The sequence below is a fragment of the Hydrogenovibrio sp. 3SP14C1 genome, assembly GCF_029625905.1.
In the GTDB taxonomy this organism is placed as follows: Bacteria; Pseudomonadota; Gammaproteobacteria; order Thiomicrospirales; family Thiomicrospiraceae; genus Hydrogenovibrio.
This window is the reverse complement of sequence record NZ_JARTLM010000008.1, coordinates 94,770-119,383: the sequence shown is the minus strand read 5'-3', so window position 1 is coordinate 119,383 and position 24,614 is coordinate 94,770. Positions and strand designations below refer to the sequence as shown.

General features: G+C 41.1%; 26 protein-coding genes. 12 read left to right on the top strand and 14 right to left on the bottom strand.

Annotated elements, in window-relative coordinates:
- Window positions 1-7 precede the first annotated feature (7 nt).
- Together pgeF and rluD are read right to left on the bottom strand one after the other, a co-directional pair.
- Window positions 8-778 carry a peptidoglycan editing factor PgeF gene (gene pgeF, locus P8629_RS08305; protein WP_278165665.1) on the bottom strand — a complete coding sequence of 257 codons (771 nt, stop codon included), beginning with the start codon at window positions 776-778 and terminating at the stop codon, window positions 8-10.
- Entirely contained in the window at window positions 756-1,814 is a 1,059-nt protein-coding gene (rluD, locus tag P8629_RS08300; protein WP_278165664.1) for a 23S rRNA pseudouridine(1911/1915/1917) synthase RluD, read from the bottom strand. The genes pgeF and rluD overlap by 23 nt, the downstream gene beginning before the upstream one ends.
- A 71-nt stretch (window positions 1,815-1,885) precedes the next feature.
- On the opposite strand from rluD, the gene P8629_RS08295 reads away from it, so the two are divergent.
- Complete coding sequence (locus tag P8629_RS08295; RefSeq protein ID WP_278165663.1) at window positions 1,886-2,695, top strand: outer membrane protein assembly factor BamD; 810 nt, start codon at window positions 1,886-1,888, stop codon at window positions 2,693-2,695.
- Between the two features lie 71 nt (window positions 2,696-2,766).
- Here the strand turns inward: P8629_RS08295 and P8629_RS08290 are convergent, their stop codons facing one another.
- From P8629_RS08290 to sucC, 3 genes are read right to left on the bottom strand one after another with little or no spacing between them, the layout of a single operon-like run.
- Window positions 2,767-4,404 carry an NAD+ synthase gene (locus P8629_RS08290; RefSeq protein ID WP_278165662.1) on the bottom strand — a complete coding sequence of 546 codons (1,638 nt, stop codon included), beginning with the start codon at window positions 4,402-4,404 and terminating at the stop codon, window positions 2,767-2,769.
- 52 nt (window positions 4,405-4,456) lie between these two features.
- The gene (gene sucD / locus P8629_RS08285; protein ID WP_278165661.1) at window positions 4,457-5,338 is read right to left on the bottom strand and encodes a succinate--CoA ligase subunit alpha; all 882 of its coding nucleotides are present in this window, start codon (window positions 5,336-5,338) and stop codon (window positions 4,457-4,459) included.
- The gene (gene sucC / locus P8629_RS08280; RefSeq protein WP_278165660.1) at window positions 5,335-6,507 is read right to left on the bottom strand and encodes an ADP-forming succinate--CoA ligase subunit beta; all 1,173 of its coding nucleotides are present in this window, start codon (window positions 6,505-6,507) and stop codon (window positions 5,335-5,337) included. The genes sucD and sucC overlap by 4 nt, the downstream gene beginning before the upstream one ends.
- A 123-nt stretch (window positions 6,508-6,630) precedes the next feature.
- On the opposite strand from sucC, the gene P8629_RS08275 reads away from it, so the two are divergent.
- Entirely contained in the window at window positions 6,631-6,897 is a 267-nt protein-coding gene (locus tag P8629_RS08275; protein WP_278165659.1) for a PP0621 family protein, read from the top strand.
- Here the strand turns inward: P8629_RS08275 and P8629_RS08270 are convergent.
- The 5 genes from P8629_RS08270 to cobO form a co-directional block, all read right to left on the bottom strand.
- A complete protein-coding gene (locus P8629_RS08270) occupies window positions 6,894-7,340 on the bottom strand; it encodes an FKBP-type peptidyl-prolyl cis-trans isomerase (protein WP_278165658.1) in 447 nt (148 codons plus the stop codon). The genes P8629_RS08275 and P8629_RS08270 overlap by 4 nt on opposite strands.
- 46 nt (window positions 7,341-7,386) lie before the next feature.
- On the bottom strand, window positions 7,387-8,622 hold the full coding sequence (locus tag P8629_RS08265; protein WP_278165657.1) for a GGDEF domain-containing protein: 1,236 nt from the start codon (window positions 8,620-8,622) through the stop codon (window positions 7,387-7,389).
- A gap of 38 nt (window positions 8,623-8,660) precedes the next feature.
- Entirely contained in the window at window positions 8,661-8,999 is a 339-nt protein-coding gene (locus P8629_RS08260) for a hypothetical protein (protein ID WP_278165656.1), read from the bottom strand.
- A 48-nt stretch (window positions 9,000-9,047) separates the two neighbouring features.
- Window positions 9,048-9,344: a hypothetical protein gene (locus P8629_RS08255; protein WP_278165655.1), complete on the bottom strand. Its 297-nt coding sequence runs from the start codon at window positions 9,342-9,344 to the stop codon at window positions 9,048-9,050.
- A gap of 126 nt (window positions 9,345-9,470) precedes the next feature.
- Entirely contained in the window at window positions 9,471-10,085 is a 615-nt protein-coding gene (cobO, locus tag P8629_RS08250) for a cob(I)yrinic acid a,c-diamide adenosyltransferase (protein WP_278165654.1), read from the bottom strand.
- A 218-nt stretch (window positions 10,086-10,303) separates the two neighbouring features.
- On the opposite strand from cobO, the gene P8629_RS08245 reads away from it, so the two are divergent.
- Window positions 10,304-11,428: an NAD(P)/FAD-dependent oxidoreductase gene (locus tag P8629_RS08245; protein WP_278165653.1), complete on the top strand. Its 1,125-nt coding sequence runs from the start codon at window positions 10,304-10,306 to the stop codon at window positions 11,426-11,428.
- A gap of 68 nt (window positions 11,429-11,496) precedes the next feature.
- On the opposite strand, the gene P8629_RS08240 is transcribed toward P8629_RS08245, so the two are convergent.
- Together P8629_RS08240 and P8629_RS08235 are read right to left on the bottom strand one after the other, a co-directional pair.
- The gene (locus P8629_RS08240) at window positions 11,497-12,195 is read right to left on the bottom strand and encodes a response regulator (RefSeq protein WP_278165652.1); all 699 of its coding nucleotides are present in this window, start codon (window positions 12,193-12,195) and stop codon (window positions 11,497-11,499) included.
- Between the two features lie 72 nt (window positions 12,196-12,267).
- Window positions 12,268-14,199 (bottom strand): hybrid sensor histidine kinase/response regulator, encoded by a 1,932-nt coding sequence (locus P8629_RS08235; RefSeq protein WP_278165651.1) that lies wholly within the window; start codon window positions 14,197-14,199, stop codon window positions 12,268-12,270.
- Between the two features lie 120 nt (window positions 14,200-14,319).
- Between P8629_RS08235 and P8629_RS08230 the strand changes: the two genes are divergently transcribed.
- Both P8629_RS08230 and trxA read left to right on the top strand, forming a co-directional pair.
- A complete protein-coding gene (locus P8629_RS08230; protein WP_278165650.1) occupies window positions 14,320-15,714 on the top strand; it encodes a class II fumarate hydratase in 1,395 nt (464 codons plus the stop codon).
- A 42-nt stretch (window positions 15,715-15,756) separates the two neighbouring features.
- Window positions 15,757-16,128, top strand: a complete 372-nt coding sequence (gene trxA, locus P8629_RS08225; protein ID WP_278165649.1) for a thioredoxin — start codon at window positions 15,757-15,759, stop codon at window positions 16,126-16,128.
- A 111-nt stretch (window positions 16,129-16,239) separates the two neighbouring features.
- Here the strand turns inward: trxA and P8629_RS08220 are convergent, their stop codons facing one another.
- A complete protein-coding gene (locus P8629_RS08220) occupies window positions 16,240-16,875 on the bottom strand; it encodes a CBS domain-containing protein (RefSeq protein ID WP_278165648.1) in 636 nt (211 codons plus the stop codon).
- A 209-nt stretch (window positions 16,876-17,084) separates the two neighbouring features.
- On the opposite strand from P8629_RS08220, the gene P8629_RS08215 reads away from it, so the two are divergent.
- The 5 genes from P8629_RS08215 (at window position 17,085) to P8629_RS08195 (ending at window position 20,354) form a co-directional block, all read left to right on the top strand.
- Entirely contained in the window at window positions 17,085-17,687 is a 603-nt protein-coding gene (locus P8629_RS08215) for a peroxiredoxin (protein WP_278165647.1), read from the top strand.
- A 125-nt stretch (window positions 17,688-17,812) separates the two neighbouring features.
- Window positions 17,813-18,697 (top strand): polyprenyl synthetase family protein, encoded by an 885-nt coding sequence (locus tag P8629_RS08210; protein WP_278165646.1) that lies wholly within the window; start codon window positions 17,813-17,815, stop codon window positions 18,695-18,697.
- 94 nt (window positions 18,698-18,791) lie between these two features.
- Window positions 18,792-19,169 (top strand): 6-carboxytetrahydropterin synthase QueD, encoded by a 378-nt coding sequence (gene queD / locus P8629_RS08205; RefSeq protein WP_278165645.1) that lies wholly within the window; start codon window positions 18,792-18,794, stop codon window positions 19,167-19,169.
- A 90-nt stretch (window positions 19,170-19,259) separates the two neighbouring features.
- Window positions 19,260-19,550 carry an STAS domain-containing protein gene (locus P8629_RS08200; protein ID WP_278165644.1) on the top strand — a complete coding sequence of 97 codons (291 nt, stop codon included), beginning with the start codon at window positions 19,260-19,262 and terminating at the stop codon, window positions 19,548-19,550.
- Between the two features lie 9 nt (window positions 19,551-19,559).
- Window positions 19,560-20,354: a prepilin peptidase gene (locus tag P8629_RS08195; RefSeq protein ID WP_278165643.1), complete on the top strand. Its 795-nt coding sequence runs from the start codon at window positions 19,560-19,562 to the stop codon at window positions 20,352-20,354.
- A 2-nt stretch (window positions 20,355-20,356) separates the two neighbouring features.
- Here P8629_RS08195 and P8629_RS08190 read toward each other — a convergent pair whose 3' ends face one another.
- Complete coding sequence (locus P8629_RS08190) at window positions 20,357-20,650, bottom strand: DUF3579 domain-containing protein (RefSeq protein ID WP_278165642.1); 294 nt, start codon at window positions 20,648-20,650, stop codon at window positions 20,357-20,359.
- Between the two features lie 257 nt (window positions 20,651-20,907).
- Between P8629_RS08190 and aroG the strand changes: the two genes are divergently transcribed.
- Window positions 20,908-21,975 (top strand): 3-deoxy-7-phosphoheptulonate synthase AroG, encoded by a 1,068-nt coding sequence (gene aroG, locus P8629_RS08185; RefSeq protein ID WP_278165641.1) that lies wholly within the window; start codon window positions 20,908-20,910, stop codon window positions 21,973-21,975.
- Window positions 21,976-22,094: 119 nt separating this feature from the next.
- Window positions 22,095-24,614: a methyl-accepting chemotaxis protein gene (locus tag P8629_RS08180; RefSeq protein ID WP_278165640.1), complete on the top strand. Its 2,520-nt coding sequence runs from the start codon at window positions 22,095-22,097 to the stop codon at window positions 24,612-24,614.

Below are 24,614 nucleotides of genomic sequence, written 5' to 3'. Positions count from 1 at the left end.
GTGTTAATTAAGGGGTTTCAATCCAGATAAGCGATGCCATTCGGCCAGTTTGCTGATCTCTTCGGTAAGAATAAAACCACTCTTGATCGCGATAGCTGCAAAGACCACTTTGAAACACCTGTTCAATGCCTAACTGATTAAGTTTAAATTCAGCCAGGCCTGGCAAATCGGCATACCATTTTTGAGACATTGAAGCATGGGGTTTAAAAAACGCTGCCGCTTCCGCACAGTCCTTTACAAAAGCGTCAAGCACGTCTTTTCCAACCTCAAAATAAGGTTGACTAATCGCTGGACCAACCCAAACCAACATCTCTTTTCGCTGACCAGGTAAGGCCTGAATGGTATTAGAAACAATCCCATCGGCCAACCCTTTCCAACCAGCATGAATGGCTGCTACAAAAGCGCCTTGTTCATTTGTCACAAGCAAGGGCAAACAATCCGCTGTCAACACACAACAAACCAACTCTGAATCAGTCGCCCATGAGGCATCTGCAACGGGCGGGCTTTCATAAGACTGCCCTTCCCAATAAATAGCTTTATCCGTATGCTCTTGCGCTAACCAAAAAGGCGTGCTTGGAAGCGATAAGGCCTGCTGCAACATCCCACGATTTTGAAATACCGTTTGTGTGTCATCCCCTACATGCATTGCCAAATTGAACGCTTCATACGGTACCTGACTTTGACCACCTAAACGAGTGGTGACACAAGATTTAATATGCGCTGGTGCGGGCCAATTAGGTTGAATAAAAGTCAAATCATTCTTGTGGAATATCGGCATCCGTAACCCATTCTACTTCCACACCATTATCTTGATCATATTCATCATAGCTCATATGATCACCATGTTTCATAGCATGGAAGTCTTCCATATCATCTCGAAGAATATCAATAAGCTCTAACATATCATCTGGCATGGAGACCTTCCACTTCATCGTTTTTCCGGTACGAGGATGCGTCAGACTCAGCTGTCCAGCATGAAGGGCTTGGCGTTTAAACCCTCTTAAATAATCGGCAAACTCCGACATCATTTGCTGTGGAATACGCAAGCGCCCACCATAAACAGGATCCCCTACCAAAGGAAATCCTAAATAGGCCATATGAACTCGAATTTGGTGGGTCCGTCCTGTTTCTAATTTAACCCGAACATGGGTGTGCTCACGAAAACGTTCTAAAACGCGATAATGCGATGTTGCCAGCTTACCACCAACCGTTAAAACGGCCATCCGCTTGCGATCTGTTGGATGACGTCCAATCGGTTTACTAATGGTTCCACCCGAAATCATCTTACCGGCGACAATGGCATCATAAACGCGTTCCACATCATGTTCTTGAAGCTGTTCAACCAAGTGCGTCTGAGCCGGCACATTTTTCGCCACCACCATCAGGCCGGAGGTATCTTTATCCAACCGATGAACAATCCCTGCACGAGGCACTTCACGAATGTTTTCATAATGAAACAACAAAGCGTTCAACAAAGTGCCATCCGGGTTTCCTGCGCCAGGGTGAACCACTAGGCCAGCGGGCTTATTGATAACCAGAATGTCCTCATCCTCATAAACCACTTCAATCGGAATGTCTTGTGCCTGATAAGACACTTCATCTTCGATTTCTGCCAGCAAGACCACCGATTCATCCCCAAAAACTTTAAAGTTTGGTTTTTTATGCTCGACCCCGTCAAGAGTTACCAGACCTGCCCGAATCCAATCCTGAATACGATTACGGGAATAATCTGAAAACAATTCCGCCAACACCGCATCTAAGCGCTGTCCCATTTTATCGGCTGGAATTCTGGCTTCTAATCTTTGACTACTCAAACATCTCTCCTAAAGTTATTTATACCAACAGAACACATACCATTGTTTCCTTTCCTGAAAGGACATATGGTATGATTATGCTTTTACTAAAACACTATTTTACCAATAATATGAAGCACTCGCTGATCTCACTTTTATTTTTCTCCTTACTGTCTTTACAAGCCTGTTCTCTGGTTGAAAAAGATGAGTCCGAATGGACGGTTAAGGATTTCTATTCACATGCAAAAGACGCCTTTGAAAGTGAACAATGGGAAAGTGCGATTGGTTACTATGAAAAGCTTAAAGCCTATTACCCTTATGGTAAATATGCTGAACAATCTTATCTGGAACTGGCTTACGCCTACTACCGTTATGACGAACCAGAATCAGCCCAACGTGAGCTAGAAGAGTTTATTCGCCTCTATCCTAAACATGCTGAACTGGCATATGCCTATTATCTTCGTGCGCTTGCATCCGACTCCATCAACAAAAGTTGGTTAGACAGCTGGTTAACGGATCCTGCAAAGCGAGATATGGCCTCTACGACAAACGCTTACCAAGCATACATTGACTTATTGAATCGTTTTCCAAACAGCAAATATGCTGCTAAATCACGCGAACGATTAATCGTGCTTCGAAATAGACTAGCCCGTCATGAATACCAAGTGGCTCAATATTATTTTAATCGGCAGGCTTATCTGGCTGCCGCCAACCGTGCTAAGCAAATTATTCAATCCTACCCTCGTTCAATGGTCAACATAAAAGCATTGGCCTTGATGCAAGAAGCTTATACAAAGCTTGGCATGACGCAAAATGCAGACAACGTGCAATCGGTTATTGACTTAAATAACCAACAAATTAAAGAACAAAAAGCTAAAAAATCAGACGCAGACAAAGAATAAGAACCTAGAACGGTTTCTATTTACCGTTCAAAACAATCCCTTATTATTTTAACGCCTCCGTTAGTGCGTCATTATCCTTCTTCAGCATAACGACTGGTAATAGGATAACGGCGATCCCGACCAAATGCTCTTGGAGAAATCTTCACCCCTGGCGCAGCCTGACGTCGCTTATATTCATTACGGCTGATCATTTTTGTGACTCGCTCGACTTCTTGCTTGTCATATTCAAACTCTTCAACGATTTGGGCAGGGCTCTTATCTTCTTTCACAAAAGCTTTAATAATAGTATCCAGTACATCATAATCCGGCAAGGAATCTTGATCTTTTTGATCTGGACGTAACTCGGCGGACGGAGCACGCGTGATTACCCTTTCAGGGATCACCTTTGACAACGTATTTCGATATTCTGACAAACGGTAAACCAATGTTTTTGGAACATCTTTTAGTGGAGAAAATCCACCGACCATATCGCCATACAAAGTGGAATATCCGACTGCGACTTCCGATTTATTACTGGTCGCAAGCACCAGCTTCCCTACTTTGTTAGAAATCGACATTAAAAGAACACCTCGAATACGCGCTTGCATATTTTCCTCGGTTACATCTTCTTCATAACCTTCAAAACGACTGGATAAAGCCGACTCGAATGAATCATAAATCGGTTCAATTGGAATAGCGTGATAATGGACGCCTAAAGTCTGAGCTTCTTTCTCCGCATCTTCAACACTGATATCAGCAGTGTATTTGAACGGCATCATGACCGCTTCAACTTGTTCTGCCCCCAGCGCATCAACCGCTATTGCCAATGTCAGAGCCGAATCAATCCCCCCTGACAATCCTAATAAAACACCTTTAAAGCTATTTTTTCGGACATAGTCGTGCACTCCCATGACCAGCGCTTCATAAACACGCGCTTCATTGTGAAACAGCTCGGCTTTTTCACCGGGTAAAACGACAACAGCATCTGCTTGCTTTAAAATCTTAACTGGAATCAAGTCTGTTTTAAATTCAGGACCTTGTACCTGCACTTCGCCTTCGGCACAAGTCGCAAAAGAACCTCCATCAAACATTAACTCATCTTGCCCACCCACTTGATTTACGTAGATCACAGGACGCTTAACTTCCTCCACACGACGTTTGACCACATCAATTCGGTCTTGGTGTTTTTCTTGTGAAAAAGGAGAAGCGTTAAGATTTAATAAGATATCTGCGCCGGCCTTAACCGATTGATCGGCAGGAGTAAGCTTCCAAATATCTTCACAAATCAACAGGCCAAATTTCACCCCCTTGTAATCTACAACACAAGGTTGCTGACCGGAAGAAAAATAACGTTTCTCATCAAACACGCTGTAATTAGGTAAATTTTGTTTGATATAGCTGGCTTGAATTTGACCCGCTTCAATCCAGGCGGCCATGTTAAAGCGATCCCCCAACTCGTCCTTCATTGGGTAACCTATGACTAAAACAACATCGGTTACTTGTTCGCAAAGAGTTGACAAGGCTGACTCTACTTGTTGATAAAGTGTCTCACGAAACAAAAGATCTTCAGGTGGATAGCCCGTTAAAGTCATTTCAGGGAAAACAACAATATCAGCTTGATGTTCCATTTTAGCTTGCTTTGCCGATTCGATAATGAGAGCGGTATTCCCCTTCACATCCCCCACAATCGGATTAATTTGAGCCATAATGATGGTTAATTGTTCTGACATTCTGTGTTCCTGCATTGAATTTGAACGCTTTAAAATATGAGACTGCGACTCTTTAACCAATTAATTTTAGCATAGCGGTACCTAAATCAGCTGGCGAACGCACGACGGTGACATCCGCTGACTCCAAGGCGGAAAACTTTGCTTCGGCCGTGCCTTTACCACCACTCACAATGGCACCGGCGTGCCCCATACGTTTTCCAGCGGGCGCTGTGACCCCAGCAATATACGCCACCACGGGTTTAGTCACGTGCTGTTTGATGTATTCCGCCGCATCTTCTTCCGCTTGACCGCCAATTTCACCGACTAAAATAATACCTTGCGTCTGATCATCTGCTTGAAACAAGCGTAAGCAATCTATAAAGTCCATACCTTGAATCGGGTCTCCACCGATACCTACACAAGTTGATTGCCCTAAGCCATTTTGAGTGGTTTGATGAACCGCTTCATAGGTCAAGGTGCCGGATCGAGACACGATCCCAACCTTTCCTGGCAAATGAATGTGCCCCGGCATAATTCCGATTTTACATCCTTGCTGATCATTGCCTGGTGTAATCAATCCTGGGCAGTTAGGTCCGATTAAGAAAGCATCGGATTTTTCTAAAACCGCACGCACCTTTAACATGTCATTAACAGGAATACCTTCAGTAATACAGGTAATCACCTTAATGCCGGCAGCGATTGCTTCAATAATCGAATCTGCCGCGAACGCAGGCGGCACATATATCATCGAAGCTTCTGCACCCGTTTGTGCAACGGCTTCTTTCACTGTATTGAAAACAGGTAAGCCTAAATGCTCGGTACCCCCTTTTCCTGGCGTGACTCCACCAACCATTTTAGTACCATAAGCAATTGCCTGCTCGGAATGAAAAGTTCCCTGTTTTCCTGTAAACCCCTGACAGATAACCTTTGTGTTTTGATTGATTAAAATACTCATTGATTGGCCTCCAAAGCGACGGCAACGACTTTTTCTGCTGCATCAGCCAGACCATCAGCCGTGATAATGCTTAAACCGCTGTTTGCTAACTTTTCTTTTCCTAAAGCCACATTTGTTCCTTCTAATCGAACCACCACCGGAATCGCTAACCCCACTTCTTGTACAGCTTGAATAATACCGTCTGCAATTAAATCGCAACGCACAATCCCACCAAAGATATTCACCAAAATCGATTGCACATCAGATGAAGATAAAATAAGTTTAAACGCTTCAGCAACCCGTTCAGGGGTTGCACCGCCCCCCACATCTAAAAAGTTGGCCGGTTCTCCGCCATTCAGTTTAATTAAATCCATGGTTGCCATGGCCAACCCGGCACCATTGACCATACAACCAATATTACCGTCCAATGCAATATAATTTAATTGGTGATCTGCCGCTTTTGCCTCACGGGCATCTTCTTGAGAAATATCACGCATTTCCACCAGGCCTGGCTGACGATAAAGGGCATTAGAATCAATATTGACCTTAGCATCCAATGCAACCAATTCATTTTCAGCTGTTAAAACCAATGGATTGATTTCCAACAAAGCAACGTCTTTATCTAGTGCCAACTGATAAAACCCTTTCATAACCGTCGCCATTTGCTTAAATGCGGTGCCCGTCAAGCCCAATGCAAATGCAATTTCACGACACTGGTAAGGCATTAATCCTACCGTTGGGTCAATATGAATAGAAAAAATCTTTTCTGGCGATGCTTCTGCTACCAACTCAATGTCCATGCCACCTGCAGCAGAAATAACAAAGGTATGTGTTTTCGTTACACGATCCACCATCAAACTGAGATAAAACTCTTGGTATATATCTAAAGTTTGCTCAATCAACAAGGCATTAATCGGTAGTGCTTTGCCTGCTGTCTGTATCGTGGCTAATGAACTTCCCAACAACTCTGAAGCAACCTGCTCGGCTTCTTCAGCTGTCTCAACAAGCTTTACCCCACCTGCTTTTCCTCGAGCACCAGCATGAATCTGTGCTTTGACGACCCAGCCTTTTGAATCAATTTGATTGAGCGCGGCTTGGAGTTCTGCCAAGTCGTTAATCATTACCCCTTTTGGAACCGGGATACCGTACTGCTGAAACAGTGATTTTGCTTGATATTCATGTAAGTTCATTGAATGCCTTTAAAAGGTTACACTACTCAATTACTATGAATCGAGAGACATTGTGAGATTTAAATTGCAATTATTTTATGATTTTTAGACAATAAATGCATTAAACAAGAGCTGAAAAACCTGATGAGAGCCTTATTTTTTTTATTATTCGTATTTTTTATCTTCTTAGTGATCCGTTTTAGCTTGAAACGCATTAATGCAATTCGTGCTTTAAAGGAGCAAGAAAACCGTCAAAAAGCGGATTATGACCATCCTAAAGAAATGGTTGCCTGTGAAGTTTGTGGTGTCCATATTCCAAAGACTGAAGCAATCCTCCAAACAAATACTGATCAATCACACTTCTTTTGTTCTGAAGAACATAAGGTGCTTGCAAACAAAAACAGTGACTAGCTTACAATCGATTCGATTTTTGCTTCAAATACGATAACTTGACCTGCCAAAGGGTGATTAAAGTCAATGACGACACCGTCTTCTTTAACTTCATATATCGTTGCCGGCACCTCTTCTCCTGTCGGCGTATTGAAGCCAATAACATACCCCTCTTCCAATGGCATATCTTCTGGAAAATCTGACTTTGGAACTGTTTGGAAATTTACGGGATCTGGTAGCCCAAATGCTTGCTCGGGCATCAGGGTAAACTTACCTGTTGTCCCCACTTCTAGACCAATTAATAATTCATCTAGGTTATTCAGAAACTGACCATCTCCTATTTGAAAAGCAAACACTTCATCTTCTTCTGTTTGCTCGACCAAGGTGCCGTCAAGCAAACTTAGCTTAAAGCTGATTTCGATTTCACTGTTTTCTTGAACGGTTTTAACATTTTCAGGGTTCATCACGGCATTACCTTTCGACTCATTTGGTTTAACTTGACCAGTTGTTTTAAGATTTTTGTGTTTTAACTGCTTTTCGAGCTGGCTTAGTTGATTTAGGTGGCGCTTTGGAAGACTCACCATACACTACAACACGATTTCGACCGGCTTTCTTTGCTGCATACAAAGCTTCATCCGCTGCTTTCATGACCTCTTCAGGTTTTTTAAATTGGTCATTACGTTCCGCAAGCCCAAAACTGACGGTCACTTTGGTTTCAACTTGCTGCCCTTGTTTTTGAACACTCAAAACTCGGTCTGCAATTGCTTTTCTGACCGCTTCTAAGGCAGGTTTTACCTGCTCGGCCTGCTTGCCTTTAAACACAATGGTAAACTCTTCTCCACCATAGCGATAAACATGACCGGTTGAAATTAACGAGAGCTCAAAAGCGACCGTTCTTAAAACGGCATCGCCAACATCATGTCCATAGGTATCGTTAAAAGATTTAAAATGATCGATATCCATCATCGAAATGCTATATTTCCGTCCGAGACCTAAAAAGGATTCCAACAGAGCTCGGCGACCATTCAAGCCCGTTAACTGATCAGTGTACGCAATGTGATGAGCATCAAAGATCAGCGATAACAAGATCATCGTGGCAGCAAACGAAGACATCCACGCAATCGCACCGAATTGATAAAAAGAATTTAAACCAAACCCCATCAAGAACAAGACAAACACAACCGTTCTATCAAGCACCTTAGGCTGGTTTAATAACGCATTTCGTAACATTAAAATTAGCCAAACCGTGACCATCGTAATAAAAGCGGTTTTCGATACGTTAAACCCTTCAATCTCAATGGGTTGAGAAATCCATTGCCAATAAGTCAAAGGGAGGTTTTCCATCACCCAATAAACTAAATAGACTTGTCCGACCAGTAAAACCAACTGGAATAAAACATAGACTTTATCATGAATGCCACGCTCAGGAAGCAATAACCAGATCAATAAATTTAAGGGCAGTAATATCGACAAAACAGGAAACAAAGTCACCGCTGTCAGGCCAGTTGAGCCCGCAGGGATAAAGTACTGCATGCCGATATTGAAACAGACAAGGCTGAGTAAAATCAGAATGGGCTGTAAGCGATTTAAGAAGATACCAACAAACACCCCAAGCCCCGCAATCACATAGGGTAACCAAGGCAATAGTTTCTGGGTGCTAAGTGGCCACGTCAGGATACTTGGCATTTGCCATACGGCAAATGCGGTCAAACCCAACAACCAGGTATAATGTTTTAAAAAAGCCATTCAACAAACGTTCTCAAATCATCTTTTCATTAATTGAATTAAGTCTTACCAAAAATAGACGTTTCTTGTTTTGGCTTGTCAGAACAACGAATACGCCATTCCATGACATAATCACAAGCTTGGCCGGCTGCACAGGTGAAATCGTTATAGCCAAATTCACCTGCTTTTCCGGCATTTTTACTCAACACATCGTAGCCAATTGGGCAGAGATCATCGGCTTGGCTTTCTAGAGCCCAGCTCGAAAAACTGGTTGGAGGCTCGTTATAGAAATCGGTTAAAAAATATACATCTTGACCCATCTCTCTGGTTTGAACCCCTGAACACCCGGCCAAAAAAACAACCAGGCCTGCCATTAATAATTTAGTTATCGATTTCATTTTTTCTCTTAATTCAGTTAAATCAGCTTTTGAGTTCCTGCTTTTCACTTAGTTAGCAGGTTCTTCTTTCATTCCTATTTCAGAAACGATATAACACATATTAGTATGTAACTTCTTACCATCCACCAAAAACGATGTTGACGAGGTAATTTTATCATCTGGGTTAAGTCTGACACTGCCTTTATAGGTTTTCATTAACTTGCCAGAATAACAGCTATAAATTTCTATTTTACGATCCAGCCCCACCCAATCAGATTGAATGTTTTTTGCAGTATTAGAGACCTTTTCACAACCGGACAAAATAATAAGATTGAACAATATTACGGGCACTAAAAACCATTTCATAATCCCTTCCTCTTCTTTGCGCACATATGACCATATTTTACACGTTTTAAGGCCACATAAAAAACAAAGGAAAGCTTTTAAAAGAACTCGCACTAAAAGAATGCGAATAAAACTTAAAAAACAACGTTATAACTCTATGCCCAGTTGCGCCTGAACCCCTTTATCAAAGGCATGCTTCACCAAAGTCATTTCAGTGACGGTATCAGCCATATCAACCAAGGCATCCGGCGCGCCTCGTCCGGTAATAATGAGATGCTGACCAGGACAGCGTGTTTCAATATCTTGCCGAATAACATCAAAATCTAGGTATTGAAAACTCAACGCCACATTTAACTCGTCTAATACCACAAGATCGATGGAATCATCTTGTAAAAAAGACTTTGCCTGCGCCCAAGCCAATTCACAAATTTCAATATCACGCGTTCTATCTTGAGTATCCCAAGTAAACCCTTCCCCCATCGCTTTAAAGACAATCTCATCAGGAAACCGTTTAAAAAAACGCTCTTCTCCTGTTTCCATCGCCCCTTTAATAAACTGAACCACAGCGACCTTCATATCATGCCCTAAAGCACGAACGACCATTCCAAATGCCGAACTGCTTTTGCCTTTTCCATCTCCGGTATTGACCAACAAAATACCTTTAGAATCCGTCGCGATTTGAATTTTATGATCCATAAACGCTTTGCGGCGTTTCATGATTTTATTGTGTTTCTCTGCTAATGGGTCGACTTGGCTTGCCATGTTTTTTCCTACTCAATTTTCTAGAAAAAGAGTATAGCGGATATTCTTACTAAAACACTAGGTTAAACCCGTATAATAAATTTCATACCGTTTAAAAAAACACGATAAAACGACGCTCTCATAATTATTTTTTATTAAGACTCTTAACTTTTTTCTATTTTAGAAAAAAACTGTCTTCTTATATGATGGCTTTTTCGATTAAAAAGGATTAAACACTGATGAATATCACCATTCTTGGTACAGGATTTGCCGCTTTGACTGCGATAAAACAAACCCGAAAACTCGCACCCACTGCTAAAATTACCGTTATTTCGCCATCTAAAGAATTGGTTTATCTTCCGAGTTTAATCTGGATCCCGTCTAAGCTTCGTAAAGCTGAAGACTTAAAAATTGATTTAACCAATTACTTCAATCGACAAACAGTCGAACATATCAGTGCTTCCGTCACGGACATCACCGATGAAGGACGCGTAGTTCACACCGACAAAGGGGAATTCCGCAACGATGGATTAATCATTGCCTCAGGAGGTCGATTCATTAAAAAACTTCCTGGGATTGAACACATTATTACTCCTTGCGAAGGGATCAAAGCGGCTGAAGAGATTAAAGACCGCTTAGATAAGCTATCCGGTGGCACCATAGCCATTGGATTTGGTGGAAATCCAAAGGAGCCTTCTGCTATGCGTGGTGGCCCTATGTTTGAATTTTTATTTGGAATCGATACCTTACTCAGACAACAAGGCCGCCGAAAAAACTTTGAACTGGTTTTCTTTAATCCCGCGCCCAAGCCTGGTAAACGATTGGGGGACAAAGTCCCTGATGCTGTTTTGAAAATGATGACTAAACGTGACATCAAAACCCATTTGGGCCACAAAATGAAAGGATTTGAATCTAATAAAGTCATCACCGAAGGGGGTGAAATTGATGCCGATTTGATTTTGTTCATGCCCGGCATGACTGGACCCGCCTGGTCACAAAATTCAGCCATTGCAAAATCTGAAGGCGGGCTCATTAAAGCCAACGAGTTCTGTCAGGTTGAAGGCATGAAAAAGACGTATGTTGCCGGTGATGCGGGAAGCTTCCCTGGGCCTGATTGGCAGGCCAAACAAGCTCATATGGCTGATTTACAGGCCGTCGCCGCCAGCCGAAACTTGATCTCTGAATTGTATGGTAAAACTGAATTTGAAAAATTCAAACATGAATTACTTTGTATTATTGATACACTTTCTCATGGAGTGTTGATTAAACGTACAGAGAAAGGCACCATCATGTTACCGCAATGTCGTTTAATGCACTTTGCGAAACGATTCTTTGAGCGTTGGTATATCAAACAATATAAATAACACGCACGGTTACAATAAAAAAAGGGGCTAAAAAGCCCCTTTTTTATGAACAATTATAAATTGCACTCTTAACGAATTTCATCCAGAGCGACTTTAAGCAACCCAATATGGCTTGCGTAATTCACTAGCTCTGCCGAGGCTGTCATGCCTAGCTTCGTCATAATATTTTCTCTGTGCTTAGAAACCGTACGGTCACTGATTTCCAACATATCAGCAATATCCTTGGTTTTGTATCCTTCCGCAACCAGCTTAATAACTTGCTTTTCACGAACTGACAGCTTCTTAGGACGACTCGGCTTATCTCCAGTATTTTCTTCCGGGACTTTCTGTTCTTCTAACTCAGCAAGATAAGCATCCAGGCTTGGTTGAATTTCAGAATGAATAAAGTTTTCCTCGGCAATAACAGACTTAATCCCCGACACAAGCTCTGCTTTAGAGACTGACTTAAGCGCCAACCCTTCAACACCCAAATCCAATACTTCTTTCCACACATTCGGGGCTTCAGCAGCGGTCAAAACAATTACCTTGATTGGATTTTTTTGCTTTTTAAGCTGCGTAATCACCGCCAACCCGCTTAATTTAGGCATGGATAAATCGATGATTAAAATATCCGGTTGCTTTTCTTCAATCAAGGAAAGGGTTGTTTCGCCATCTTGTGCTTCAGCGATGACCTTAACGGTGCCATCCGAATCTAAAATGGATTTAAATCCAGCTCGAACCAAATCATGATCTTCTGCTAGGAGTACTTTAGGTTTTGCCTTTGCCATGCGAAATCCTTTCTGTATTAATCGTAAAATTATGTATTAATTGGAAATATTATAGACGTTTTTGGGTCAAAATTAATACAAACCATTTAAAATTTTTTCAACCTGCCCCACCATGCAATAGACATTCGACTTATCATCATAGTTATCGAGTTGCTCTAACTTCTTCACAATCTGCACCATGTAGTCTAAATTAAACAGCATCATATTGCCTTTTAGGCGATGAAGTATCTTTCTAACTTCTTTCTCATTGTCGGCTTCAATCTCATTTCTCAAGTGTTTAATTTCATCTGCTGTATTTTCAATAAACTTCGGAATCAGGTGTTTCAGTTCTTCCGGGATCGTTTGTGAAAAATGATCTGTCATTTCGATATCTAAAGCTTGCTCATTTTCCTTTTCCACTTCATTACTAGCGTGTTGTGTGCATTCCAATAAATGAATAATTTTATCTTGCGAGGCAGGCTTTTCTAACCATTCATCAAAAATCGACTTATCGACCTTTATACCTTCCAACTCTACTTCCGCTTCTGTATGAGCTGCCGTTAGCGCAAAAATACCTTTTAATTTCTTTTTCTGGTTAACCGGTAATGCCCTGATTTTCTGACACACTTGGATCCCGTCCAAGCCTGGCATCTGAATATCCAAAAATACAAAATCATATGACCCTTGTTGAAATTTCTCCCAGGCCTGGGTGCCATCTTGCGCTTGATCAACCGTACAATTTAATTGATGTAAAAAAGTTTCAAGTACTTCTCTGTTAATCACAGAATCATCAGCGATCAACACATGAAAATTGCATGTTCTTGATCGCGGCAAATCAGCAATGGGCTCTGTTACTGTTTTCGGTTTCTTAACCTGAGCGCAAGTACCTGGCTTCGTTGGCAGTTTAACAATGAAAGAGGTGCCAACGCCTTTGGTAGATTCCACCTCAATGGTACCGCCCATTAAATCAACCAATGTTTTTACAATCGCCAACCCTAATCCAGACCCAATATATTGCATACTGCCTTTCGATTCGAGCTGTTTAAAGGGTTTAAAAATACTCCCTAACTCTGCTTCGGCAATTCCTTCACCTGAATCGGAAATATGTAGTTCCAGTTGCTTATCTGAGCCTTTAATTTCAACAAACACCCCACCAAACTCAGTAAATTTAATCGCGTTCACAATCAAATTGACCAGCACTTGTGAAATTCGAACAAGGTCGCCATAAAAACAGTTGGTTTGACTGTTCAATGAAAATGAAACGAAGATGCCTTTTTCAGAAGCAATGGACTTGGTTAAATGACTGACATAATCAGCCATTTCGTCCAACGCAAACACGGTCGGATTCAATTGAATTCGATTAAACTCGGTTTGGGAGAAAGTTAAAATATCGTTAATCAAAAAATTTAACTGATCAATCGTCAGGCGCATCACTTTTAACTGCCCTGAAATAGGTTCTCGCTTTAAAGACCTGTCTTTAATAATGGAAATCAGACTATTCATTCCCATTAATGGCGAGCGTAATTCATGACTCAGCATTGCTAAAAACTGAGTTTGTTCACTGTATTGCTGTTGTAGTAGCTCTGTTTCCTTCTTCGCCATTTCTTCTTTGGCTTGAAGCTGATCAATAATCAGCTGACTATGTGATTCAATCAGCTTCTCTTCAAGCTCATGCATTTCCGAGACTTCTAAACAAGTGGAATAAGCGACTGGAACCCCTTTTTTTTCAGTCAAATTCAACTCATTAATCAGCCAAGTGATTTGGTCGCCCACTTTAAATCCAATTAAAATGCGCTCTCCTTTTTTTATTTGGCGTCCGGCATTGTCCAATTTATAAACGACTTGGTTCCGACTTTCTGGCACCAAACAAGATAAAAAAGTTTCATAGTCGGTTATTTTCGTTCCAATCTTCTCTTCCAAGGCTTTAGATGCTTGAAAGCCTTTTTGCGTTTCTGACAGACTAAAACACCACCATAAACTCTTTTCCAACAACAACTGTCCAAGAAACTCTTTATCCAAAACCATAAGTGCTACTTTCTATAATTTTCGTTATTAATACGATAGAATAGCAACAATTTAAAACTTAATCTACCAATCACGAACGGATCTAAAACGATCCTGACGATATAGCCAAAGATTCTTTCTATGACACAAAACTATCGAATTGAAAAAGACAGCATGGGGTCCTTACAGGTTCCTGAATCCGCACTTTATGGCGCTCAAACACAAAGAGCTATCGACAACTTTCCCATTAGCCACACCCCAATGCCTTCAATCTTTATCAAGGCGATGGCTTATGTAAAATTTGCCTGTTCAAACTCGAATTTAGAGTTAGGCTTAATTTCAGAAACAAAATCGACAGCTATTCAAACGGCTGCGAAAGAACTCATTCAAGGGCTTCATACCGAACATTTTCCAATTGATGTTTTTCAAACAGGATCTGGTACCAGCACCAATATGAATGTCAACGAGGTTATTTCAAACCTAGCTAAGCAGTTGACAGGCACTGAAGTGCATCCAAATGATGATGTAAACATGAGTCAAAGCTCAAACGACGTTGTGCCGACCGCGATTCATGTTGCCGCGGCAATCGCTTTGGAAGAACAACTCTTACCAAGCTTGGAAAAATTGACGCAAACACTAAAAGACAAAGAAAACAAACTAAGCGGTATTGTTAAAACGGGTCGCACGCATCTGATGGATGCTACGCCAATCCGTCTCGATCAGGAAGTCGGCGCCTGGAGACATTTGATCTCAGATAACATCGCGCGTTTAAAAGACACCCAAAAGCGTTTACACCGCTTACCTCAAGGGGGTACCGCGGTTGGAACAGGCATTAACGCCGATCCAGAGTTCAGTCGATTGGTCTGTGCAAACTTAAGCACCATTACCGCAATCGATTTCAGCCCGATGGATAACCTGTTTGTAGGCCTAAGCTCGCAGGACACTGCAGTTGAATTGAGCGGCCAACTCAATGTACTTGCCAGCAGTTTGATGAAAATGGCTAATGATTTACGCTGGATGAACTCAGGACCTTTGGCAGGCCTGGCAGAAATTCAGCTACCGGCACTTCAGCCCGGCAGTTCTATCATGCCGGGTAAGGTCAATCCAGTGATTCCAGAAGCAGTATGTATGGTCGCGGCACAAATCATGGGGAACCACACGGCCATTACCGTGGGAGGACAAGCAGGTAATTTCCAGCTGAATGTCATGCTTCCGATGATTGCCAATAATCTATTGCAGAGCCTGGAAATTGCAGCGAACGCAGCTGACGTTTTAGCAGATAAAGCGATTAGTGGCTTTACGGTAAATGAACAAAAGATTCAAGAAACACTGCAAACCAATCCGATTCTTGTTACTTCATTAAACCGTCTGGTTGGATATGAAACAGGTGCTGCGATTGCGAAAAAAGCTTACGAAACCGGTCAGCCTGTTTTTGACGTAGCCAAAGCGATGACGGACTTAGATGAAGAAACACTTAAGAAATACCTGAACCCTGCTTTATTGACTGAGGGCGGCAACCCCGCCCCAAATGAATAATAGTATTTTTCAGTCCCCTTTTTTTAAACCTAAGGAGAACCTATGTCTGTTATAGACTTAAAAGTAGAAGACTTTGAATCCACTATCGAAAACAACGACATTGTTATTCTAGATTTCTGGGCTGAATGGTGTGGTCCATGTAAACAATTTGCCCCGACTTTTGAAGCAGTTTCTGAAAAGCACCCTGATATTGTTTTTGCTAAAGTGAATGTTGAAGAACAACAAGACTTAGCGGGCATGTTCCAGGTTCGATCCATTCCAACCTTGGTTTTCATGCGTGAGAAAATCGTTGTATTCTCAAATCCAGGCGTCATTCCAGAAAGTAACTTTGAAGAAGGTATTGCTCAGTTGAAAGAACTGGATATGGAAAAGGTCCGTCAAGACTTGGAAAAAGCGCAGGAAGAAAACGCTTAATTTTTCTTGCCTCTTCATCTATGCGAACTCATTGATTCCGCATCAAGATATAAATTCAATTAGCTGGAGAGGCTTATCCTTTATTGATGACTGAAGATCCCATCATCAAACTTAGGCATAAATTTCTAACGGAGGCTGCTCCGCTAATCGACGAACAATATCCGATAATGTAACGATCCCGATCACAGTGTCGACTTCAGACATAATCGGTAAGCACCCTAACCCATACTCACTCATGACAAACGCCACCCGGCGAATATCTGTATTCACTTTTGTCGTAATCACTTCTTCGTTCATCACATCCGCTATGTTTCCATCTCGGATTTCTTCAATATTGCCTTCTGCATCCATAATCCCGCGCATTAATATATCGTGCGCTGAAATCAAACCAATTAAATCAGAGGATTCATTCACCACAGGTAAATGCTGAATATTCGAGTTTCGCATTATTTCCCAGGCTTCAACTAAAGAGCGATCTGCAGTCACCGTAATGACCGGTTGAACCATAATATCGGAAACTTTGACAACCAGCGTGCGTTCTTTTTCATGTTGCACAGACTCATATTGCTCTAATGCTGATTTGGATGCCCCCTGAGGAGAAGGATACGTTTCTTCAAAGTTTAACTGTTGATCCATTTCAGAATCTCCAATCGGCAACACTCGATTGACCGGGTCTACTTTTAAACCAGGCATTCTTTGTTTGTCACCAATGAAGTTGCGACCCTCTGGTGAATAAACTATAAACATAGCCTTCACTCCTTTAAAAAAGCTTTAATAAACATTATATCGGCATTGATTTTAAATAGGTTAATTATGTTTTCATATTCTATTCATCGCATCATGAACGCATTTCCCCAGATGATCAAACAAAACCCATTACTAAAGCAGTTTTCAATAGCCGACAAATTGACTATACTATTGCCACCAAATTTAAACTAAATCAAAGGAAACAAGCTATGTCAGTATTAGTTACTAAAAAAGCCCCGGATTTTACTTCAGCCGCCGTTCTTGCAGACGGAACCATTGTTGACGACTTTAATTTAAAAAGTCATATCGACGGTAAGTATGCGGTTGTGTTCTTTTACCCACTAGATTTCACATTTGTTTGTCCTTCTGAAATTCTTGCATTTGATCACCGTGTTGAAAAGTTCAAAGAATTGGGTACAGAAGTCATCGGTGTCTCTGTTGACTCTCAGTTCACACACAATGCATGGCGTAACACGGCTGTCAATGAAGGGGGCCTAGGGCCAGTTAAATTCCCTTTAGTGGCTGACTTAGGTGGCTCTATCATGGATGCTTACGGTATTGTGCATCCTGGCAACGTTGCTTTACGTGGTGCTTTCTTGATTGACAAAGAAGGGGTTGTTCGTCACCAAGTGGTTAACGATTTGCCTTTAGGTCGTAACGTTGACGAAATGGTTCGCATGGTTGAAGCACTTCAGTTCCATGAAGAAAATGGTGAAGTTTGTCCAGCTGGCTGGAACAAAGGCGATGAAGGGATGAAAGATTCTCCAGAAGGTGTTGCTGATTACCTATCAAAACATGGTGAAGAGCTATAATTTGCTTCGAATCATAAACGTTAAAAAGGCTGTCAAATGACGGCCTTTTTTAACCCTTTCTTTTAAAAATCTTTTTGAAAAAAGCTTCTCTTTTAGAACAGGCTTCTTTTCAAAAAGAATGTGGAATGACTTTTTTGAAACCAACGCTTTTACTTTATCAAAACAGAGTTAACCAACACCTCACTGCTTTGCTGGATCAGCAAACAGGTTGCCCTGCTTCGCTTTTAGAAGCCATCAAGTACGCAACCTTAAACAATGGTAAAAGATTACGCCCTGCCCTAGTTTATGCTGTAGGAGAAAGCTTAAACATTTCACTGGAAAAACTCGATGCTGCCGCTTGTGCGATAGAGCTGATTCATAGTTACTCATTGGTACATGACGATTTGCCAGCAATGGATGACGATGATTTGAGACGTGGTCAACCCACCTGTCATGTGCAATATGATGAAGCAACTGCAATTCTGGTCGGAGATGCACAACAAACGTTCGCTTTTGAGATTTTAAGCAAAGATCCGTTAACAGAAGATGCTGATAAAGTAAAACTCATCACGCTTCTCAGCCAAGCCAGTGGTGCTATTGGCATGATTGGCGGACAGATAATTGATATCCAATCCAATGGACATTTACCAGAGTTGTCCCAATTACAAAAAATGCATGACATGAAAACGGGGGCACTCATCACAGCCGCATTACTCATGGGTGCTGTACAGTCACCGCTTTACAATAAAAAACAGCCAGGCCTGGTTAAATTAGGCCAAAAAATCGGGTTGGCCTTTCAAGTGCATGATGACATCCTTGACATTGAAGGCAGCACCGATGTGCTCGGAAAACCCCAGGGAAGTGACGAAGCGGCAGGCAAATCGACATATCCCAAATTATTGGGATTATCCCAGTCAAAGAAACTAAGGGACGAATTAATCAGTGAATCACTGGAAACTTTATCGTCCTTACAACTAAACAATCCTTTCTTAAAAGAACTCATTACCTATATTGCTTGTCGCCAATATTGATTTTATTTAAACGATCTTAATGCTAATTTATTTATTTTCTTGAAGTTTTGTTATAATGCGACTCAATTAATCATTAACGTTACCGCATAAAATCATGGCTCAACAATTCGTTTTAAAAACTCTACTCGATTTTGCTTCCGCCCATAGCCTAAGAGGTTACCCGGGTGATTGCGCAAAACTGCATGGACATAACTGGAAAATTGAAGTTCAAGTCGTCGGTGATAAACTAAACGAAATTGGAATGCTGGTGGATTTCAAAGAAATCAAACGTCATGCAAAAGAAGTCATTGCTGAGCTTGATCATACCTTTTTGAATGACCATCCACACTTCAAAGAAAAAAACCCAACAGCAGAAAATATTGCAGAATATCTCTATCAGCAAATACAACAACGCATTCAAACTCCAAGCGTTCGCATGCATAGTTTGACTGTTTGGGAAAATGACCGGAATTGCGTCATTTACAGTGAGTAATAATAATTATTCACTTAAATTTTTCTTGCCCGCTTTTCATATAATATTTTTTATCCTATACTGACACGATACAACAATGGATACGTAAGAATGATTACTTATAAATTAAAAGACCAAACACTCTGGATTCATGTCAGTGATAAGTTCACAATTGACTCTTTTGCCGACTTTCAAGCTGCTTACACGGAAAACGAATTCAAAGACATTGTGATTGATTTTAGTGAAACATCACATATCGACAGTGGTGGTCTTGGCATGCTTCTTCAGTTACGCACCCATTTAGGGGAAGATTCTAACCGCATTACGCTTTGCGGCTTATCGGATCACATTCTCAAAGTATTTGAAGTGGTAAACTTCGAAAAACTTTTCAAAATGGCTTAACGCTACCCTATGGTTGATCTGACACAGGTAGAAGCCGTTTTTGCCGCCAGTCTCCTGGGTCTGATCATTGGAAGCTTCATCTCCATGTTGACTTGGCGACTTCCAAGAATGCTCTATCTAGATGCCGGTTCAACGGCACATTCCATTACCCTCAGTCGCTCAAAATGCCCTCACTGCCAAACCACGCTCTCTTGGCATCAGTTGATTCCGATTTTTAGTTGGTTTTTTGCTAAAGGGAAGTGTCTGACTTGCCACACCCCTATTTCCATTCGTTACCCCTTAATCGAAATCGGTACCATGCTGATAACGGGATTTTTAATCTGGCATTTCGGTCAAACTACTTCAGCATTGTTCGCAGTGGGGTTTTCATGGATTTTAATCACGATCTTAGTCATTGATATTGAGCATCAGTTAATTTTAGACAGCTTGAGCTTGCCTCTTCTGTGGGCTGGTCTTTTAATCAACAGTCAAGCTTATTATGTATCTGCTGAACAAGCTATTTTAGGCGCTGCAATCGGCTATATGATTTTATGGGCTCTTTTCCACTCGTTTAAGCTATTAACCGGCAAAGAAGGCATGGGATACGGAGATTTCAAATTGCTTGCTGCGCTGGGAGCTTGGTTTGGCGTGATGGCCATCCCTCAGATAATCTTAATTGCATCATTGAGCAGTTTAGTGATTGGAGGAGGACTTGCGTTACTCAGATTAAAAAAACTAGAAGACCCTATTCCATTTGGTCCCTTTTTAGCCATCGGAGGCTGGAGCAGCCTGGTATTGGGTAATCAGTTAATTCAACAGCTGTAGATCTATGATCCCGTCTTAGTTTCCAAGGTATCGCAAACTTGACTGATTTTTAGATTATTAGATTTTGCAAAGTTCATCACATACTCAAACATTGTCGGATTTTTAATTTCCAACTCAGTGTCAATAATCAAACATTTTTGACCGTTATGAAGTTCAGGATGAAGTAAGTCAGAAAAGACCAAACGATGAGAAGAACCATATGAGGCCATCAACGATGCAATGCGATCAATCCAATCGCTTGGACGGAATTTTTTCCCGTCTTCAGTATAGCCTTCAATGATGTATTTACAATGCACTATCAGCACCTTCCAAATAAGGGTTCTATTCGAAGTTGAACAACCAGTTCTCAACCGCGAATTTTAGCACAACTCATTATAATAACCACCCTTATCCCCCTTTAATTTAAAGATAATTTCATTAAAACTAAAATATCTCACTCAAATTTGATTGAAACTGAAAGCCATTACTGGTTTTTAACCAACTTTTGACCAAAATAAATGGCATAATATGCAGTCTTTATCATGAAATAAATTTGTAGCGCTAGAGAAGAACGATGACACAGTATCAAACCGATGACGTAAGAATCAAAACCATTACCGAAGTACGCCCACCGCAGGAACTTCATGAGTTGTTTCCCATTTCCGAAACGGCGGCTCAAACGGTTTACGACACACGTCAGGCAATACATAACATTCTCACAGGTAGAGATGATCGAATCCTTGTCATCATTGGACCTTGTTCCATTCATGACCCTGGCGCTGCCCGAGAATATGCCAAACGTTTAAAAGATCAAATGGATAAATATCAAAATGACTTGCTCATCGTGATGCGTGTCTATTTTGAAAAACCGAGAACTACGGTCGGGTGGAAAGGACTGATTAACGATCCTTTATTGAACGAATCTTTTGAGATCAACAAAGGATTAGAAGTGGCGCGCTCGCTATTAGCCGATATCAACGATATGGGTGTTCCATGTGCGACTGAATTTTTAGATCTGATTTCACCGCAATACATTGCAGACCTTATTTCATGGGGTGCGATTGGTGCAAGAACAACTGAAAGCCAAGGCCATCGAGAACTGGCATCTGGCTTATCTTGTCCGATTGGGTTTAAAAATGGAACCGATGGCGGCTTCAAAATTGCCGTCGATGCTATCCGTGCAGCCAATAACCCTCATATCTTTCTGTCGCTCACTAAAATGGGACACTCGGCTATTTTCTCAACCAACGGAAATGAAGACTGTCATGTTATTTTAAGAGGTGGGAACGATGCGCCTAACTATGACGAAGACAGTGTTAAAGAAGCCGTAGAGCAACTTCAAAAAGCGGGCGTACAAGATAAACTCATGATTGACTGTAGTCATGCCAACAGCAGCAAGCAGCACGAAAGACAACTTGTGGTTGCTCAATCGATTAAAGAGCAACTTTCTAAAGGGACAGACCATATCATGGGGGCAATGGTTGAAAGCAACCTAGTTGAAGGGCGTCAAGATGCACAACCAGGTCAGACGTTAACTTATGGCCAAAGCATTACAGATGCGTGTATTAGCTGGGAAGCGAGTTTAGGCTTGTTAGAAGACCTGGCAGAAGGCGTTCAAGCAAGACGCGCAACGAAAAAATAATACCTTCCTGATATACAATGTGATGCCCTCTTCATCACATTGTGATAGATTCGTCACCACCCTGTCATAATCCATTTATATACTTATTCCAAGTTATATTTATGCAGGTATTCGCTCTCATGAAGTTTTTCAACTTTATTTCAATCAATTTAAGACTTTTTATTAACACCCTTTTCTCTATTTTGTTTTTAACCACCATCGCTTACATTGGTTGGTCTGCCTTATCTGAAGTTCGTATTAAAGCAACCAGCTTATCAAATCTACAACATCAACAAGCAGAGAGAATCGCTAACTTTCAACAATCATTAATTCTAACAACTCAGCTAGCGAATGAATATATTTTGAGTCAAAGCTTAGATGCCAGTAAACAATTCAACTCTGCCATTGATGAACTTAAACAACAAAGCGAGGCCATGCTAGCTGTCTTAAAATCTGAAGAAAATCAAAATGCCATTCATTCACTTCAAACCGTTTTAAGAAAGTATAAAAAGGCAACTAATTCAAATGTTTTCTTAAAAAAAGAAGTCAACAACACTATTGAATACGGCATTGAACCAACCACAGAAACTTTGAAACAACAAACTGAGGCTTTTTTACAAACAGACCAAGCACATGAAAATTTAGCGTTATCTGAAGCGGTTAAAGCGATTCAAAAACGGCTCAATGCTTCTCAATTAATTCTTGGCAAAATGATTTCAACCAAAAACACTCAGCTAATCAAAGTGTTTGAAGAAAACGGATTAGGAGACAATGCGAACCCTGAAATGGAAACGATTGTCAGTGCTTTTGAAGGAAATTTTCAGTATACTGATATGCTTGATGAACTGGTTACAGCTAGAGACGGTTATCAGGAATCTTTCAGTGATATTAAAGACTATATGACAACCGAAACAGACAATAATGCCTCACTCATCTCGCTCATCAATAAAGCTAATAAAATAATTAATCACTTCACAAACCAGTCGCAACAGACGACTTCAAACCTGATATCTGAATTAAGCACTCTCTCAAATCACCAGATTGAGCGATTAGCCATTATCAGCATCATCGGGTTGATCTTAATGATTTTATTCAACTTAATTGTCGTTGCTTCCATTACTCGACCTCTTCACCGAATTCGCAAAAACATCGCTTCCATCTCCCAGACAGGTGATCTAAAACAGTGGAAACCCATCATAGGTAAAAATGAACTGGTTGATATGAGCTATAGTATTCAAGAGTTGATTTTATCTTTTCGTCATATCACAACCGAATTACAAGATGTCGGTATTGCATTATCTAGGGGCGAGTTTGATAAGAAAGTCGAAAAAGCCTATGCAGGCGATTTACTCACATTAAAACAAAACTTTAACAAGTCAATCACACAAATCTCAGACACCATGACTGCGATTCAAAACATGAGCCAAGCGTTGAATCAAGGAAACCTGAGCTTTACAGAACCATCAGATCGATATTTGGGCACCTATCGCACTGTAATTGAAAGCTTAAACTCTGCAATGGATACACAAATGAATGCTATTGAAGCAGTCAAAGAAGTCATGCAAATGATGAACAAAGGGGACTTCTCCAAGCGTATTGAGTTAGAGATGCCTGGTGAGCTGAGTCAACTTAAGACTTATTTAAATACCTCACTAGACAAACTTGATGAAGCCATCAGCCAAAAGTCTTACATATTAGACCATTTTCGCCAAGGGAACTTTGCCTATCAAATCGAAGGCGAATTTGAAGGTAAACTGCAAGATTTAAAAAATAATATGCAAGCTATGGCATCAAATATCAGCAACATGCTTTCAGATGTTCAAATAGCTTCTTCCAATGCAGTTAGCGGCGTTCAAGAAATTAGCGTGGGTAACCAAGACTTAAATGAGCGTGTCAATCAACAAGCTTTGGCCATCCAAAACACCATGAACCATATGCAGAAAATGGTTCAACAAATCAATGAATCACTTTCAAGTGCAAACACCGTTAACAACAAGAGCACCGCTGCTAAGGAAAATACTTTATCCGGCGTCAGCATTGTGAATAGTATGTCGGAAGCCATTAGAGAAATCGAAAGTGCCAGCCAAGAGATAGCAACCTTTACACGAGTGATTGATGATATCGCTTTTCAAACCAATCTATTAGCACTTAATGCCGCGGTAGAAGCTGCCCGTGCCGGTGAACAAGGTAGAGGATTTGCCGTTGTGGCAACCGAAGTCAGAAGCTTGGCCAGCAAATCAGCTGATGCCGCAAAAAGTATTCAGGCTGTCACGCAAAAAAGCCTAGCAAAAGTTGAACAAGGAATTGAGTTAAGCGAATTGACTAAGAAATCATTTGATGAGAATGCCCAAGCGATAGATGAAATTTCCTCCATGATGTCGGAAATGCACCAATCTTTAAATCACCAATCGCATGGTATAGAACAGGTCAATCAATCGTTAGGCGAAATCAACGAAATCACCCAACATAATGCCTCCCTGGTTGAACAAGTCACTCAGACATCTAACAACATTATCGAAAGTGTACAAGGCGTTGAAGATCGACTGCTAAGCTTCAAGTTAAAACCTAATCGCACGATACAGCCTCTTCCTTCAGCGAACGAAGAGCTTGAGTCACCAACCAACGATGGTGTTCTCTTACTCCCTGAAAAGGCATCTTAA